The sequence below is a fragment of the Corynebacterium sp. HMSC074C04 genome, from assembly GCF_001838295.1.
Lineage (GTDB): Bacteria > Actinomycetota > Actinomycetes > Mycobacteriales > Mycobacteriaceae > Corynebacterium > Corynebacterium amycolatum.
The window spans coordinates 496,922-511,635 of the sequence record NZ_KV836270.1; the positions used below are offsets into that span (position 1 = coordinate 496,922).

General features: G+C 59.6%; 12 protein-coding genes and 1 pseudogene. 2 read left to right on the top strand and 11 right to left on the bottom strand.

Annotated features, from left to right (window positions below):
- Positions 1-17 precede the first annotated feature (17 nt).
- From rsmA to metG, 4 genes are all read right to left on the bottom strand, one after another.
- Complete coding sequence (rsmA, locus tag HMPREF3011_RS03465) at positions 18-932, bottom strand: 16S rRNA (adenine(1518)-N(6)/adenine(1519)-N(6))-dimethyltransferase RsmA (RefSeq protein WP_070560143.1); 915 nt, start codon at positions 930-932, stop codon at positions 18-20.
- A 64-nt stretch (positions 933-996) separates the two neighbouring features.
- Entirely contained in the window at positions 997-2,136 is a 1,140-nt protein-coding gene (locus HMPREF3011_RS11600) for a resuscitation-promoting factor (RefSeq protein ID WP_070841140.1), read from the bottom strand.
- A 177-nt stretch (positions 2,137-2,313) separates the two neighbouring features.
- A complete protein-coding gene (locus HMPREF3011_RS03475) occupies positions 2,314-3,138 on the bottom strand; it encodes a TatD family hydrolase (protein ID WP_038626313.1) in 825 nt (274 codons plus the stop codon).
- A gap of 15 nt (positions 3,139-3,153) precedes the next feature.
- Positions 3,154-4,980: a methionine--tRNA ligase gene (gene metG / locus HMPREF3011_RS03480; protein ID WP_038626314.1), complete on the bottom strand. Its 1,827-nt coding sequence runs from the start codon at positions 4,978-4,980 to the stop codon at positions 3,154-3,156.
- A gap of 126 nt (positions 4,981-5,106) precedes the next feature.
- On the opposite strand from metG, the gene HMPREF3011_RS03485 reads away from it, so the two are divergent.
- Entirely contained in the window at positions 5,107-6,348 is a 1,242-nt protein-coding gene (locus HMPREF3011_RS03485; protein WP_038626316.1) for an aminodeoxychorismate synthase component I, read from the top strand.
- On the opposite strand, the gene HMPREF3011_RS03490 is transcribed toward HMPREF3011_RS03485, so the two are convergent.
- Positions 6,345-8,021 carry a BCCT family transporter gene (locus HMPREF3011_RS03490; protein ID WP_038626318.1) on the bottom strand — a complete coding sequence of 559 codons (1,677 nt, stop codon included), beginning with the start codon at positions 8,019-8,021 and terminating at the stop codon, positions 6,345-6,347. The genes HMPREF3011_RS03485 and HMPREF3011_RS03490 overlap by 4 nt on opposite strands.
- 160 nt (positions 8,022-8,181) lie before the next feature.
- Positions 8,182-9,036 (bottom strand): 16S rRNA (cytidine(1402)-2'-O)-methyltransferase, encoded by an 855-nt coding sequence (rsmI, locus tag HMPREF3011_RS03495; RefSeq protein ID WP_187401012.1) that lies wholly within the window; start codon positions 9,034-9,036, stop codon positions 8,182-8,184.
- 82 nt (positions 9,037-9,118) lie between these two features.
- Between rsmI and HMPREF3011_RS03500 the strand changes: the two genes are divergently transcribed.
- Positions 9,119-10,675, top strand: coding sequence for a dolichyl-phosphate-mannose--protein mannosyltransferase (locus HMPREF3011_RS03500; RefSeq protein WP_038626322.1), 1,557 nt, complete (start codon positions 9,119-9,121; stop codon positions 10,673-10,675).
- Here the strand turns inward: HMPREF3011_RS03500 and HMPREF3011_RS03505 are convergent.
- The 5 genes and pseudogenes from HMPREF3011_RS03505 to HMPREF3011_RS03525 form a co-directional block, all read right to left on the bottom strand.
- On the bottom strand, positions 10,672-11,454 hold the full coding sequence (locus tag HMPREF3011_RS03505; RefSeq protein WP_038626324.1) for a zf-HC2 domain-containing protein: 783 nt from the start codon (positions 11,452-11,454) through the stop codon (positions 10,672-10,674). The genes HMPREF3011_RS03500 and HMPREF3011_RS03505 overlap by 4 nt on opposite strands.
- A 51-nt stretch (positions 11,455-11,505) precedes the next feature.
- Positions 11,506-11,910 carry a DoxX family protein gene (locus HMPREF3011_RS03510; protein WP_038629133.1) on the bottom strand — a complete coding sequence of 135 codons (405 nt, stop codon included), beginning with the start codon at positions 11,908-11,910 and terminating at the stop codon, positions 11,506-11,508.
- 236 nt (positions 11,911-12,146) lie between these two features.
- Positions 12,147-13,418 (bottom strand): divisome protein SepX/GlpR, encoded by a 1,272-nt coding sequence (glpR, locus tag HMPREF3011_RS03515; RefSeq protein WP_070560148.1) that lies wholly within the window; start codon positions 13,416-13,418, stop codon positions 12,147-12,149.
- A 173-nt stretch (positions 13,419-13,591) separates the two neighbouring features.
- A complete protein-coding gene (locus HMPREF3011_RS03520) occupies positions 13,592-14,224 on the bottom strand; it encodes a GNAT family N-acetyltransferase (protein WP_038626327.1) in 633 nt (210 codons plus the stop codon).
- 30 nt (positions 14,225-14,254) lie between these two features.
- Positions 14,255-14,714: pseudogene (locus tag HMPREF3011_RS03525) on the bottom strand (molybdopterin molybdenumtransferase); the annotation flags it as partial.

A 14,714-nucleotide genomic window follows, 5' to 3' on the forward strand; every position in this document is an offset into this window, starting at 1 on the left:
CGATCGCCTGTCCTTTGTTAAAAGCGCTGGTCTCGTGAGACCTCAGCGAGGCGAACGAAATCAGCAATTTCGAGCTTCTCTCCTCGCTGCTTGGGGTCAATCCCCGCTGCCATAAGCGCCTCTTCGGCTGCGGCACCAGATCCGTAAATCCCTGATAGGGCCGCACGGAGGGTCTTGCGGCGTTGCGCAAAAGCAGCGTCGATAAGCGGGAAAAGTCGCGCGCGGAACTGCGGCGAAATCTCCCACGGAGCCTCGGGGGCATCGGCGGCATTGGAGTTCTCAGGAGCGTCGGAGCGGGCGTAGCAGTCAATGCGAACGAGCCCGGAATCAACCTTCGGGACCGGCCAAAAGACGTGCGGACCAATGGCACCGGCGCGACGCACTGTGCCGTAGTAGGCGGCCTTGACGCTGGGGACGCCGTAAATCTTGGAGCCCGGCTGAGCCGCCAGCCGGTCAGCGACCTCAGACTGCACCATCACGAGCACGCGGCGGATGGTGGGGAGCTCGGCAAGCATGTGCAGCAGTACCGGTACCGAAACGTTGTACGGAAGGTTAGCCACCAGTGCATCCGGCGAGGTCTGAAAGTCCTCGCGGCTGACCTTCAGCGCATCTTTCTCAATGAGCTCGAGTTCACAGCCCTCGGCGCGCTCGGCGACTGTCTGGGGCAAACGCTCCGCCAACCGCGGATCGATTTCGACAGCCGCGGCACGGCCGCAGTGTTCGAGCAATCCCAGGGTCAGCGAGCCCAAGCCGGGACCGACCTCAACAGGGTAGGAATCCTCCGGCAAGTCCGCCGCAGCGACAATTCGACGCACGGTGTTGGCGTCGTGGACGAAGTTCTGCCCCAATTTCTTCGTCGGGACAATATCCAACTGCGCCGCCAGGTCACGTACTTCGACCGGCCCCAGGAAAGAAACTTCTGCTTTAGTCACAGTTAGATACTACGGGGTCAAAAGAAAAAATAGGTTTAGCTCGTTTGGCTAGTCTGAACTAGCTTTAACGAAGCCCCATGGAAGCGGTACAAGCGGGCCATGCACCCCAACCCTGACCAGCCTGGACGCGCTCAGCGACAGCAATCTGCTGCTCGCGGGAAGCCTGCGATGCGCGCGGTGCGTACTCAGTACCGCCGTAAGCTGCCCAGGTGGAATCGGTGAACTGTAGACCACCGGAGAAACCGTTACCGGTATCGATAGCCCAGTCACCGCCGGACTCACACTGGGCCAGCTGATCCCACACACCGTAGCCAGCGGCCGGAGCTGCGATGCGAGACTTAGTGCCCTGGCGGATAGTGGAGATACCCGGAGCCTTTAGCTCCTTTTCTTCCAGGACCTCGCGTCCGAGCTCTTCGCCGTCGCGAGAGGTGACCTTGACCTGACGTTCTACCTGGCCCGGCTCACCCTCCTGCTCAACGATGCGCTCGTCTTCGAACATCGAATCATCTTCAATGATGTTCTCGTGAGCTGGAATTTCCTCAGTCTCGGTGATGGTCTTATCAATCAGACGAGACAGCGCGATGCGCATGCCTTCAGTGACCGGCGCATCCAGACCCGGCTCAACGGGGTCGTCTTCACGCAGCTCAATGCCACGCTGTGCCAGTACATCACCGACGGTCATAGCCGGGACGGTCAGGTCGATGTCCTTGGCATCGTCGTGAAGCACAATATTCTTGGCACGAACGACGTCGAGTTCGACCCCCTTAGCGGAAATCTCGCCCTTTTCGACCTCGACCTTGTCCTTATCGGAGATGAGCCCCTGCTTCTTCAGACCTTCAATCAGCTCATCGGTAGTGATGGCATTGGTCTTGTGCTCCTGCGGCTTGCCATCGACAATCATCGTGACCGGCTTGGCAGAGCGGTAGACCAGCTTGCCGCCGTCCGTGAGGTCGCCCTGACGCTGAACCAGGTCTCCGCCGGTGGTTTCGACACCAGCCTTCTCCAAAATGGCCTTGTCATCCTTGGACCAGGTTGCAATTTGCTCGACCTTGCCGTCAATTTCGACGGTGAGGGTGTCGTAGTTGGATGCTGCGACAGTGCCACCCAGAGCAACAGCAGCGACCAGACCGCCAGCAGCGATCTTGGACGAAGTGGAGACTCCGTCGTTAGCACGATTGAGATGACGCTTCTTCGCAGCACTCACGGGGTTCGTCACAGCCTTTCGGAGGATGGGCAGCTATCAGATGAAAGAAATACAGTTTGTAACAGTACGGTAAAGATTCAGTGTTGTCTAAAATATATCGATAAAAGTGACGGGAAATACAACAAACCGCCCCGGCTGCATTTCCACAGCTCAGGGCGAGAATACGCCGACACGTGCTTAAATGCCGTACACCCGACGTGCGTTATCCGTCAAAATCTGCGCCATCTCCTCCGCCCCGATTTCTCGGGCCGCAGCCATCGCACGCGCCTGATGACCGATAAAAGTTGACTCATTGCGCGCACCTCGGAACGGCTCCGCGGTCATGTAGGGGGCATCGGTTTCCACCAGCAGCTGCTCCGCCGGCGCCTCAGCCACAGCCTGCCGCAGGTAATCATTGCGTTTGAAGGTCACGTTTCCGGTAAAACTCAGCAGGTAACCGCGCGCAATGGCCTCGCGGGCAACCTCAATGGGCGAGGAGAAGCAGTGCAAGATGACCGTGTTCTCATAGCCGTCCAACGCCGCCATCAGATCTTCATCGGCGTCGCGGTTATGAATCATCAACGGCTTGCCGACGGTTGCTGCGAGCTCCATATGCCACTGCAACGCAGCCAGCTGTTCGCTCTTCGACGCGCAGCCGTCGAGAGAATCCAACCAGTACCAATCCAATCCCGTCTCGCCCACGGCCACAACCCTGGGGTCGGCAGCCATTTCGGTCAGACGGGCCTTGGCGTCGTCGTCAAGCTCGTGTGCGCGCGTCGGATGGATGGCAGCGGCGGCCCAGACGTTGGGGTGCGCGTGTGCGGCGGTAAAGGCCAGTTCGGTTTCCGGCATGCCATCGCCGACCGTGCAAACTCCGACGACGCCCGCTGCGGCGGCACGGTCCATGAGAGCCGCAATCTCCTCCGGAGTTTGCGCCCCGCAGGACGCGAGATGCGTGTGGGCGTCAAACAGCGGAGTGAGATACTCCGCGGGTTCTGCAATTTTGCGTTTGCGCTTTCCCATTCCTCTACTGCGCCCCTACTTCACCTGTGCCCACTCAGGGCCGTGCTCAGCCAACTCCGAGTCGAGCTTGGAGAAAATCGGCTTCGGCTTTGCAAGCTGCGTACCCGGCTCAATGTCGAAGCGATGCCAGGCGGCCTTCTGATTGACGTAATCACCAGTGATGATTGGGTAGCTCCTGCCCTCTGCCGGCAAGTCTGCGCCGACCGGTTCGACCGGCATGTCGTCCTGGACTTCCTGGACTTCTGGCATTGCGGCCCAGATGCCCTCGCCACCCAGGGTCTCGAAGACCTTCTGCGCGCTTTCCGGCAGGTACGGGGTCAGCAGGACATTGGCGTCGCTGACTACCTGCAGCGCTGTCCACAACACAGTGGCGAGACGCTCACGCTGGGACTCGTCCTTCGCCAGCTTCCACGGCTCCTGCGCAGCAATGTAGGCGTTCGCCTCCCCGACCAGGTGCATTGCGGCAGTGATACCAGCGCGGAAACGGGATAGCGCAAGTGCGTCACCCACCTCGGCGAAGGAGCGCTCAGCCAGGTCGAGCAGTTCACGGTCAGCGTCGGTGAGCTCGCCCGGAGTTGGCACCTCACCGAAGTTCTTGAAAGCCATGGACACGGTGCGGTTGACCAGGTTTCCCCAGGAGTTGGCCAGCTCGTTATTCACGCGGCGGACAAACTCATCCCAGGTGAAGTCGGTGTCCTGGTTTTCCGGACCAGCCATGGCGATGAAGTAGCGCAGCGGATCCGGACCGAACTCCGCCAGGAAATCCTTCACATAGATGACAACGCCCTTGGAAGAGGAGAACTTCGAGCCCGACATGGTCAGGTACTCCGAGGAGACGACCTCCGTCGGCAGGTTCAACTCACCGAGCTCCCCGACTTTGCCTCCGCGGGAACCTTCGCCACGGTAGCCCAGCAGCTCAGCCGGCCAAATCTGGGAGTGGAAGGTGATGTTGTCCTTGCCCATGAAGTAGTAGGACAGCGCCTCCGGGTCATTCCACCACTTGCGCCACGCTTCCGGGTCACCGATGCGCCAGGCCCACTCGATGGAAGCGGATAGGTAACCGACGACAGCGTCGAACCAAACGTAGAGTTTCTTGGTTCCGTTTTCCGACCAGCCCTCCAGCGGAATCGGAACACCCCAGTCAATGTCGCGGCTCATTGCGCGCGGACGGATGTCCTTCAGGATGTTCAGGGAGAATTTCAGCACATTTGGGCGCCAGTCCTTGCGCTCTTGAAGCCATTCGGTCAAGGCCTCTGCCAGCGCTGGCAGGTCGAGCAAGAAGTGCTCAGTTTCAACGAACTTCGGGGTCTCGCCGTTGATTTTCGACACCGGATCAATCAGATCGGCCGGGTCAAGCTGGTTACCGCAGTTGTCACACTGGTCGCCACGGGCACCGGAAGCGCCACAAATTGGGCAGGTACCTTCGATGTAACGGTCCGGCAGCGTGCGCCCGGTCGACGGGGAAATCGCCCCCATCGTGGTCTGCTTGACCATGTAGCCGTTTTCGTAGAGCCCGCGGAAGAGCTCCTGGACAATCGCGTAGTGGTTGCGCGTGGTAGTGCGCGTAAACAGGTCGTAGGAAAGCCCCAGACCCGCGAGGTCCTGCACAATCTGGCGGTTGTAACGGTCGGCCAATTCCTGGACAGAAACGCCTTCCTTCTCTGCTTGCACAAGCAGCGGCGTGCCATGCTCATCAGTACCGGAGACCATCAGCACGTCATTGCCAATCATTCGCTGGTAGCGAGCGAAAACGTCCGAGGGGACTCCGAAACCTGCAACATGGCCGATATGTCGCGGACCGTTAGCGTACGGCCACGCAACTGCTGTGAAAATGCGAGACATATCTAACAGGGTAATAGATGACCTGCCATCGCGATGAACTGTGTCCCTTACGGAGTCCTCATGAAGTCCACATGAACTGTCCCCTACCATCATCGCACGCATGCGCAGTCACTACGCTTATGTTCTATGTCCACTCGGTCTACCTCCTCCGGCTCGGCTGCTGACTTCACTTCGCGTGCGACCACTGCGCTGGCGCGTCTTATCGCTGCCGGTCATCGTCCCGCCGCACTCATCGGCTCCTGGTTCGGTTATCGCGCGGTTCTCGCCGCCAACGTCGAGCTCACTGCCTGCGAGTCGGCAGCGCTTTTCACCAGCCCCGACCCCGATGCGTGGATCTTTGGGTTCCGCCCCTACTCCGGCACCAGCGCGCACGGGGTCGCTACCTGCGTCGCGTTGCTTGCCGACGACGGCACGTGGCATTTCGACGGCCCCGGCACCGGTGACCCCTTCAATCCGGATTTCCAAGCCCTTCAGGAGGCCATCAACTACTCGCACGAAGACACGCGTGCCGACGCGCTCCCCGCGGCCACACCACTGGAGTGGGATCAAGGCGACCGAGAACACCACCAGCTTGCGGTGACAAACTGTAAGGAGGCAATTGCCGCAGGCGAGGTGTATCAAACCTGCATTTCCACACGCTTTCACGCGGAGCTGGCAGCGAGCGACTCTGCACTAGCCCACGCCGGCGCGTGGTTTTCCTCCCGCGTGGCGCGGTATCAACCGGCTCGAGCAGCATTCTTGCCCGGCAATCTCGACGTTGGAATTCCAATCCTGGCCTCGCTGAGCCCTGAGGAGTTCCTCATCCGCGCAGGCACAAGCGTGACTGAAACTCCCATCAAAGGCACGATTCCCGCTGACCGGTCCCCGAACGAGTTATTGCGCAGCGACAAGGATGTCGCCGAGAACATCATGATTGTCGACCTGGTGCGCCATGACCTCGGTCAAGTTGCCAAGACCGGCACCGTGAAGGTCACAGACCTGCTCAGTGTGCGTCCGGCACCGGGCGTGTGGCACCTCTTTTCCACAGTTTCCGCGGAACTTCCCGATCAGCTCAGCCACGCTGAGCTCATCGAAGCCTGCTTCCCACCGGCCTCAGTCACCGGTACACCGAAGCTGCGAGCAATTGAGCTTCTGCGCGAATGGGAACCCGAACCCCGTGGCGCTCACTGCGGCGCGATTGGTGCGGCCCATGGGGATGCACTTGAGCTCAATGTCGGTATTCGTACCGCTGAGTACACAAAAGACCCGAACTCGGGGAGAGTTCGGGTCGAAGCTGGCATCGGCGGTGGCATCACCATCGGGTCTACACCCGAGGGCGAATGGGCCGAGATTGAGGCCAAGGCCGCACCGCTGCTGTTGGAAAGCTAATTGCGCAATTTACGAGCACGGCGGCGCTCGCGCTGTTCGGCCGCTTCCGCCAAGCGGCGCTCACGAGCCATGCGCAGGGCAAACTGACGCTGTTCCTTGTCATCGAGGTACATCGGATCGTCGGAAAGCCCCTTAACCAGCGCAACCATCAGCGCCAAGATAACAATGACGAACGGGCTTGCCGCCAAAATAGTGATGTTCTGCAGGTTCGACAGGGCATCGCTGCCACCGGTGACCAATAGGACGATGGCAATCAGAGCGGTGAAGATACCCCACATAGCAGTGACCGTGCGCGACGCTGTGAGTCGACCGAACTGGCTCATGGTGCCCATCACGGTGGAGGCGGAGTCCGCCGAGGTAATGAAGAAGGTAGCCAGCAGAATCATTGCAATAGCCGAGGTAATCGCGCCACCCGGCAAGGATTCCAGCAGATTGAACAGCTGACTCTCGGCCGAACCGTCACCGTAGATGGACGCACCCTGCTGCTCGTGGGTAATGGCGGTGCCACCAAAGATGGAGAACCACACTGCAGAGACAATCGACGGAACTGCGACGACGGTGAAGACGAACTCACGGATAGTACGGCCGCGAGAAATACGTGCGATGAACATACCGACAAACGGCGACCAGGAAATCCACCAGGCCCAGTAGAAGATTGTCCAGGAAGAGAGCCATTCACCGGCGGTGCCGTCAGCGGAAGCACTGGAGCGGGAGGCCATCTCAAAGAAGGAATCCAGGTAGCTGCCAATGGAGGTCGGAATCAGGTTCAGAATCACCACGGTAGGGCCGAGGACCAACACCAGCAGAGCCAGCAGACCTGCGGCAACCATGTTGAAGTTCGAGATGTACTGGATGCCCTTGCCCACGCCCGACAGTGCAGAGGCCAAGAAGGCACAGCCCAGAACGAGAATAAGACCAATCCACAAAGGTGCGCCCTTGATGGCGTTGAACCCGTTGATTTCCAAACCGGCGGAAATCTGAAGTACGCCAACACCGAGAGAAGCTGCCGTACCGAAGACGGTGGCAAAAATCGCAAGCGCGTCGATAAGCTTGCCCAACCATCCCTCAGCGCGACGTGCGCCGATGAGCGGGATGAACGCCGCCGAAATCAGCTGCTTTCGGCCGAGGCGGTAGGTCGAGTAAGCAATTGCGAGACCGACGATGGCGTAGAGCGACCACGGGTGCAGAGTCCAGTGGAACATCGTCGAAGCCATGGCGGTACCGACTTCCTTCGGCTCGTGGCCCGGCACGCCATCGCGATAGAAGGTCAGCGGCTCAGCGACACCGTAGAACATCAGACCGATGCCCATACCGGCGGCGAACATCATGGCAATCCAGCTAGGCGTGGAAAACTCGGGTTTCTCGTTGTCCTTGCCCAAGCGGATGTGACCGAACTTGGAAATCGCGATGGACACAATGAAGAAGACAAAGACGGTACTGGCCAAGATAAACAGCCAGCCGATGTTCTCCACGACCCAGTTCAGAGAGCTAGATGCGAACGTAGAGAAACTATCCGGCCACGCCAGGCCCCAGACGATGATTGCCAGAATTGCGACAACGGCGGGGATGGTAACCCCGAGGTTCACGGGAGCGTGAGAATCGTCGGCCCTGACTTCGCCGACGACTGACTCCCCTACTTCTTGTTGTATTTCATGCTCTGGTGGATTCGTCATTCCTCCACCATGTCCACCATTGACCTGGGATTTCAACTCAGGATGTGGATTCTCTCAGGTTTTCCTCATTTTTTATGGGTTGCAAAAAACTTCCAATAACGGAGTTTACCCTGTTCACTGGCGTGCGCTTGAACATTTTCCGCCACAAAGTAACAATCAGTTAACGATTTTCGTCCCGAGCTGCTAAAACGGCCTGGTAGAGATCTCGATGCTTCGTCATTCCCGCCTCTGCTGCAACCTGCTTCGCGGCATCCTTCAGTCGCATGCCATCAGCCACGAGCTCCTCCACGCGGTCAACCAAGCCCTCCGTGGATACCTCCGTTGCCTGCTGCCCCGCGCCTTCAATCACCACCGTAATTTCGCCGCGGACACCTTCCTCCGCCCACGCCGCCAACTCCCCCAGCGTCGCACGGCGAGTCTCTTCAAAACGCTTGGTCAACTCACGGCTTACCGACGCGCGCCGCTCCTCACCCAAAATCTCCGCAGCATCGGCCAACGTAACAGCCAACCGATGCGGCGACTCAAAGAAACAACAGGCCCGCTTCTCTGTCTTCAGTGATTCCAACCATGCCCGGCGCGCCCCCTGTTTACGAGGTGCAAAACCATCGAAGCAAAAGTGGCCGACACCCAAACCACTGAGAGCCAATGCGGTAGTCACCGCGCTCGGTCCTGGTACACAGGACACCGGCACGCCCGCATCATGTGCAGCCGCCACCACAGCCAGGCCAGGATCCGACACCACCGGCATCCCCGCATCGGTCACCACAATGACTTTCTGTCCCGCCTTCGCCGCCTGAATCAGCGACTCAGTGCGGCTCTCTTCGTTGTGATCGAAGTTCGAAACAAACTTCCCCTTGGGGGAAATGCCCAGCGCTGTGGCCAGGTTGCGTGCCCGCCTGGTGTCTTCCGCGGCGATGATATCGGCGTCGATAAGCGCACCGCGCAAGCGGTCGGAGGCATCGGCGATATTGCCCAGCGGCGTTGCCACCAGAGTGATGCCAGGAGCCAGCGTCATTGCCTCGCTAAGAGGCGCGTTCTCGTGCGGTTGGAAGTTCGATGCCGAATGCGTCATGATTCCATAGCTTAAACTGACATTCGTGACCGATGCCGCTTTAACCCCACCACCGGAAACCGAGCGCCGCGCGAAAAAGCGTTTCCTGCGCCCGATTCCCCCGGTGCCCTCGCTGCCGCCACTGCGGCGGTGGGACAAATGGGATACCGCCACTTTTGTGGTTCTCGGAATCGTCGCAGCGCTAACCCGTTTCATCGGGCTTGCTGCCAAGACCGACAATGGCACCCCGCTCTTCGATGAAAAGCACTATGTGCCGCAAGCATGGCAGATTCTGGAGTCCACCCGCGACCCCATCTCGTCTGGCATTGAGGACAATCCCGGCTACGGTCTGATTGTGCATCCGCCAGTGGCCAAGCAGGTCATCGCCTTGGGCGAATGGATCTTCGGTTACTCACCAATGGGCTGGCGGTTTATGTCGGCGGTGTGTGGCACGCTGGTCATACTGCTGCTCATGGACATCGTCCGACGCATCTCTCGCGGCTCGCGGTTGGCAGTGGGTATCGCTGGTCTCTATGCGCTTGCCGACGGAGTGCTGTTTGTCTCCTCCCGGGTCGGCATGCTGGACATGATTCAGACCTTCTTCATCACTGCGGCCGCGTGGGCACTTCTCATCGACCAGGCCGATGCCCGCAAGCGCCTGGAATCCGCCACGGAGCTAGGTAGTTTCGGCCCCTATCTCAGTTATCGCTGGTGGCGACTGCTCGCCGGCATCATGCTGGGGCTTGCCACCGGGGTGAAGTGGTCTGGCCTGTATTACATGGCCGCATTCGGTCTGTGGTCCGTCTTCACGGATCTGGTCTCCCGCAAGAATGCCGGTGCGCACAAACCCGTGCTCGGCGCACTCTCCCGTGATACCGCCCCGGCGTTGCGTGATCTGGTGGTAGTCCCGCTGGGCGTTTACTTCTTAAGTTGGCGTTCCTGGTTCGCCGAAGAAACGTCGGTCTATCGCCATGTCTCACCCGAAGACCGCGATACGGGACTCCCCGGCACCGACTGGCTTCCCGAGGCCCTGCAGAACTACCTGCACTACCAAAACAGCGTGCTGAAGTTCCACGCCGAGCTGACCACCTCTAATGGCCACAAACACCCTTGGGAGTCCAAGCCTTGGGAGTGGCTGGTCAGTTGGCGGCCAATGCTCTACTACTCCACCGAAACCACCTGCAGTGGCGGCCAGGAGTGCAAGGGCTGGATGATGCTCTTTGGCACCCCGCCCATCTGGTGGTTGCTGGTCCCCGTGGTCCTGTGGGCCACATGGCGTTGGCTCGGCCGCCGCGACGGCCGCTACGCGCTGCCCGTCATCGGTTTCCTCGCCTCGTGGCTGCCGTGGGTCATCGGCTACGACCGGCAGATGTACTTTTTCTACGCCACCGCGCTGATTCCATTCGTACTCATCGCCTTTGCTCTGCTTGCCGACGATCTCTCACACTGGCGGCCCGGCGGTAAGCCGGTGGGGTTGGTAATCGTTGGCACGCACGCCGCACTAGTGGTGACCGCGTTTGTGTTCTGGCTGCCAATTTTGACCGGCTACCCGCTGCCTCTCAACCACTTTGAATGGCGGTTCTGGTTGCCATCTTGGAGCTAGTCCCGCTGTGGTGGCACGCCTGTGACCGGCAACCCCGAGGCGGCCCGCCATGCCTGTGCGATGGCCGTCGGCGTATAGCCGCCCAGCCACACAACGGCCAGCGTCAAAGCGGAGACAAACATCAATGCCAGGCCAGCGATCTCTGATGCTCCCTGGGCACCGATGAGAATGTCACGAATACCAAAACCGATGCTGAACGTGGCGACGGCACCGTAGACCGGCGCCATGCCCATGGCAGCGCGCGGCCGCCAAGCAGCCCAGAACAATCCCACTGCCAATGCAAGCCGAATTGCCGCGAGTTGAATGGCAAGGCGTGCTCCGAGCTCCATTGGGTCAACGGTGGCAGTGGAACCGTCGATAGGCGCTCCCGTGCTTGTTGCGATTCCTGCACCGTCCTGCGGCTGTGTCGAGGAAAGTCCAAGCGTCATCATGTCGGAGGCGTCTACCAGCGTCGCAATCCCCCAGACCGCCCAGCAAAGTCCCAACGCAATGAGCACCCCGCGGGCGGTGCCGGCTATGAGCAGCCATGCGCGCTCACGCCGGCGGCGCTCCGGTTCGATGGAGACCAAAATGCGCTCCGAGAGATCATCCGTGGAAACCTCCGGCATACCATCGGCAGGCCCAACCGTAAGGGCGCGGTTCAGCCGCACCGCTCGCTCGTACCAAGCTCGGCACTCCTCGCAGGCCCCAAGATGGGCATCGATGACTTCATCGGCAATACTTGCCTGCTCGCCATCGAGGCGAGCTGACAATGCTGCGCGAATTTCCTCGCACTCCACGGGGAATCTCCTCCGCTTTTAACTCTTAAGGGGGTTGTACCTAATGAGGTCTTATCTGATGAATTGCCTGTCCAAGCTGAAACGGCCGGCTCCGAAAACGAAAATCATCACCAGCCCACCGATGAGTGACATCACGAGCTCCGCACCGTTGTCACGGATAAACAGACCATTGCCCAGGTGCATCGACCACCAGGCACCAATCATTTCAATGATGAAGACCATCGCCACCGTCGGGGCCAAGAGTCCCAGAATCAGCAACGCGCCTCCGACCAGTTCGACTAGAGCGACAACCCAGACCGTCAAGTGCGCCTGCGGGATATTCGCAGCGACAAAGTAACCGGTCGTCTTGTCAATACCGGTGATAAAAATCTTGTCCCAGCCATGGCAGATGAAGATAATTCCGAGTATTAGGCGGAGAATCACGAGCGCGATATCGCGCATTACCGGTCGATCCATGAGGGACATGCTACCCGACGGCACGGTCAAAGCACGGTAGCACTGCGGCAGCGAAAGGCCAGCGACTTTAACATGCAAAAAGGCTTCTCCCAACCCCTCGGGAGAAGCCTTCCGCCAAACACACCCGGTGTGTCATGTCTTAGGTAGTGACATCGTAACAGGCCGAGTTTCTAACAAAAAATCGCGCTGACGTGCTCAGACAACTTTAAGGTTGTTCTACGGCTCAGCTCACAGGACTAGCTCACGCGAGCCTGCGGCATTTCGTCGTAATCGTCGTCATCAAAGCGGTAGTCAGTGTAGGCCAGATCTGCGAAATCCGGGTCCTCATCATCAAGCTCGACTACTACCGCGCCGGGACGGCGCAGTCGCTGTGGAATTCCCAGCTCATCATCCTCGCGGTTACGCACACCGAGGCGGGCCATCTTCATACGGCGAATTCGGCGAGCCCGCAGTTCCTGCTCTGCACGCACGGTGCGGCGCAGGTTGACCAGGTACAGGGTCATCAAGCCGACGCCGACCAGTGGAATCCACCAGGTCCAACCACCGGCGAAAGCAGCGATGATGACCGTGACTGCGATAAACGCTGCCAGCCCAGCAACAGAACGGCGGCGGCGAGCAAAGCGAGTCTCAGCGTACTGGGCATCCGAAATCGGATCGAACCCACCGCGACCACGGCGCTTCTCAGCGAACGCGTAATCATCTTCGGTCAAGGTGTCATCGACAGCGACTGCGTCATCGTTGGACTCGACAGCGTGGTCACTGTCGTTCTCGACGGTCGCATCGAGTTCTGCCTGCTCGTCTACGGTGTCTGCTTCCTCTTCAGTCTCAGAGAGAGCCTCAGCGTCAACGTGCTCAGCGTCAGCCGCGGCACCGGAATCAGCGTCAGATTCAACAGCATCTTCGAACATCAAGTCATCGGCGTCGACGAATTGACGGCGAACGTCAACGCTCACATCGGAAGAAGACTCATCTGCACGAACCACGTCACCTTCGGCGGAGGCGACGGCGGAGTCAGATTCAGCATCCTCGTCATCAACGACAGCCTGTAGCGACTGGTCTGCAGATTCATCATCGGATACGTCCATGTCAGAGCGGTCAGAAGACTCAGCAGTGGCTTCCTCGGTAGCGGAATCATCCGCCTGCGGGGCCTCCTCCTCTGCATCTGCTGCTTCCAGCTCGTAGACGATATCGCCGTCGACGACGGCCGGGTCGGCCGCCTCGTCCACGGTGTCGTCGATAAGCACGTCGCTGACATCGAAGTCATCGTCGACCTGCGCGTCAACGGTTTCGAGAGAATCGTCGACTTCTTCGGCCACGCGCACGTCCGACTCCTTAAAAGACGGACGGCGGCGCGTCGTGGCCAGCTCCTCGCCACCACGATGCAGCACGCGGGTCTTACCTAGCGCATCGGATGTACGACGAATCGGCTTGCGCGTATTGACCACCAGCGGGGCCAGCACAAACAGCCACAGTACAACGATGAGTATCAGCAACAGAGAAGTTGACATATTCTGCGTCTCCTTGCGACTTCGCCCGGGGTTTCGCCGTCTCTCCCCGGCCCAAATACACCGCCCACATGCCCTTCCACAGAGGCATTTACGAAGGCAGCCAGCGTATCTAGAGCGAACTCGCCCAATAGTAGAGTTGTCATCACCCTATCGGCGTGCGCTGCTCAGACTACTCAGGCGCGCCGTTGCGGTGGGTATTTCTCCGCCTCTTCATATTGCGCACGACCACTCGCCACGATGAGGTCCACTGCACTGTCCTCCCCCACCCGCGCATAGGTCAGATGATCGCGCCACGCACCATCCATATGGAAGGCTTCCCGCGCCACGCCCTCATACTCGAACCCACAGTTTTCCAGCACGCGTATCGACGGGACATTGCTGTCCAACACAGTCGCTTCAATTCGGTGGACGCCAACTTTCTTGGCATAATCCGACGCCAACGCCACTGCAGCAGTGGCGACTCCTCCACATGTAAAGCTGCTGCCGACCCAATAGCCAATCCAGGCGTGAGCGACGGGGAAAGGCGTAATGCCTCCGAGCGTGAGCATGCCGGCGAACTGGCCGTCTACCTCAATGGTGGAAACAAACATTTCCCCCGCCGCCTCTGAACGACGCCAACTGCGAAGGTTACGGCGGAAAACGGAAACCTTGTGGGCGTTATCCCAGTCGTCGTCGAGGGTTGGCTCCACAGGCCGCAAAATGGGCTCATCACGCAGCCGCAGTGCCCGCCATGTAGAGGCATCAGTTCGCTCTGGCACACGCAGGCGGACTCGGCCGCCACTGGTTATTAGACGGGAAGTACGCACAGCAACGATACTCGCGGTAGTGGGGTGTGGTTAGGCTTGGCGCGCCATGAACAGCACGTCAACGACATCTCCAGGACGCACGTGTAGCACGTCTTCCGGAATCACGATGAGACTGTTGGCTTCCGACATGCCGGCCAGAAGGTGGGCTTGCGCACCGCCGGAACCTCCCAGCGGCTGCACCATGTATTCGCCGGTCTCACGGTCACGCATGAGCTGACCACGGATATACCCGCGACGCTTCTCCGCCGACTCGATCGGGCCGACAGCACGAGCTGTGACAGCGCGGCGGCGAGGATTGCGCTTACCCAGGGCCAGTCGAATGAGGGGACGAACCATAACCTCAAAAACGACCAATGCGCCGACCGGGTTCGACGGCAGCAGGAACGTTGGAATCTTGTCATCTCCCAGCAGACCAAAGCCCTGGACCGAACCAGGATGCATAGCGATGCGGGAAACATCAACCTCGCCCAATTCAGCCAGCACACGGCGA

Bases quoted from the DNA above. Each gene is read 5' to 3' on its own strand.
- glpR (WP_070560148.1), bottom strand. From the start codon at position 13,418: ATGTCAACTTCTCTGTTGCTGATACTCATCGTTGTACTGTGGCTGTTT.
- metG (WP_038626314.1), bottom strand. From the start codon at position 4,980: ATGTCTCGCATTTTCACAGCAGTTGCGTGGCCGTACGCTAACGGTCCG.
- HMPREF3011_RS03475 (WP_038626313.1), bottom strand. From the start codon at position 3,138: ATGGGAAAGCGCAAACGCAAAATTGCAGAACCCGCGGAGTATCTCACT.
- rsmI (WP_187401012.1), bottom strand. From the start codon at position 9,036: ATGACGCTGGCTCCTGGCATCACTCTGGTGGCAACGCCGCTGGGCAAT.
- HMPREF3011_RS03510 (WP_038629133.1), bottom strand. From the start codon at position 11,910: ATGGATCGACCGGTAATGCGCGATATCGCGCTCGTGATTCTCCGCCTA.
- HMPREF3011_RS03485 (WP_038626316.1), top strand. From the start codon at position 5,107: ATGTCCACTCGGTCTACCTCCTCCGGCTCGGCTGCTGACTTCACTTCG.
- HMPREF3011_RS03490 (WP_038626318.1), bottom strand. From the start codon at position 8,021: ATGACGAATCCACCAGAGCATGAAATACAACAAGAAGTAGGGGAGTCA.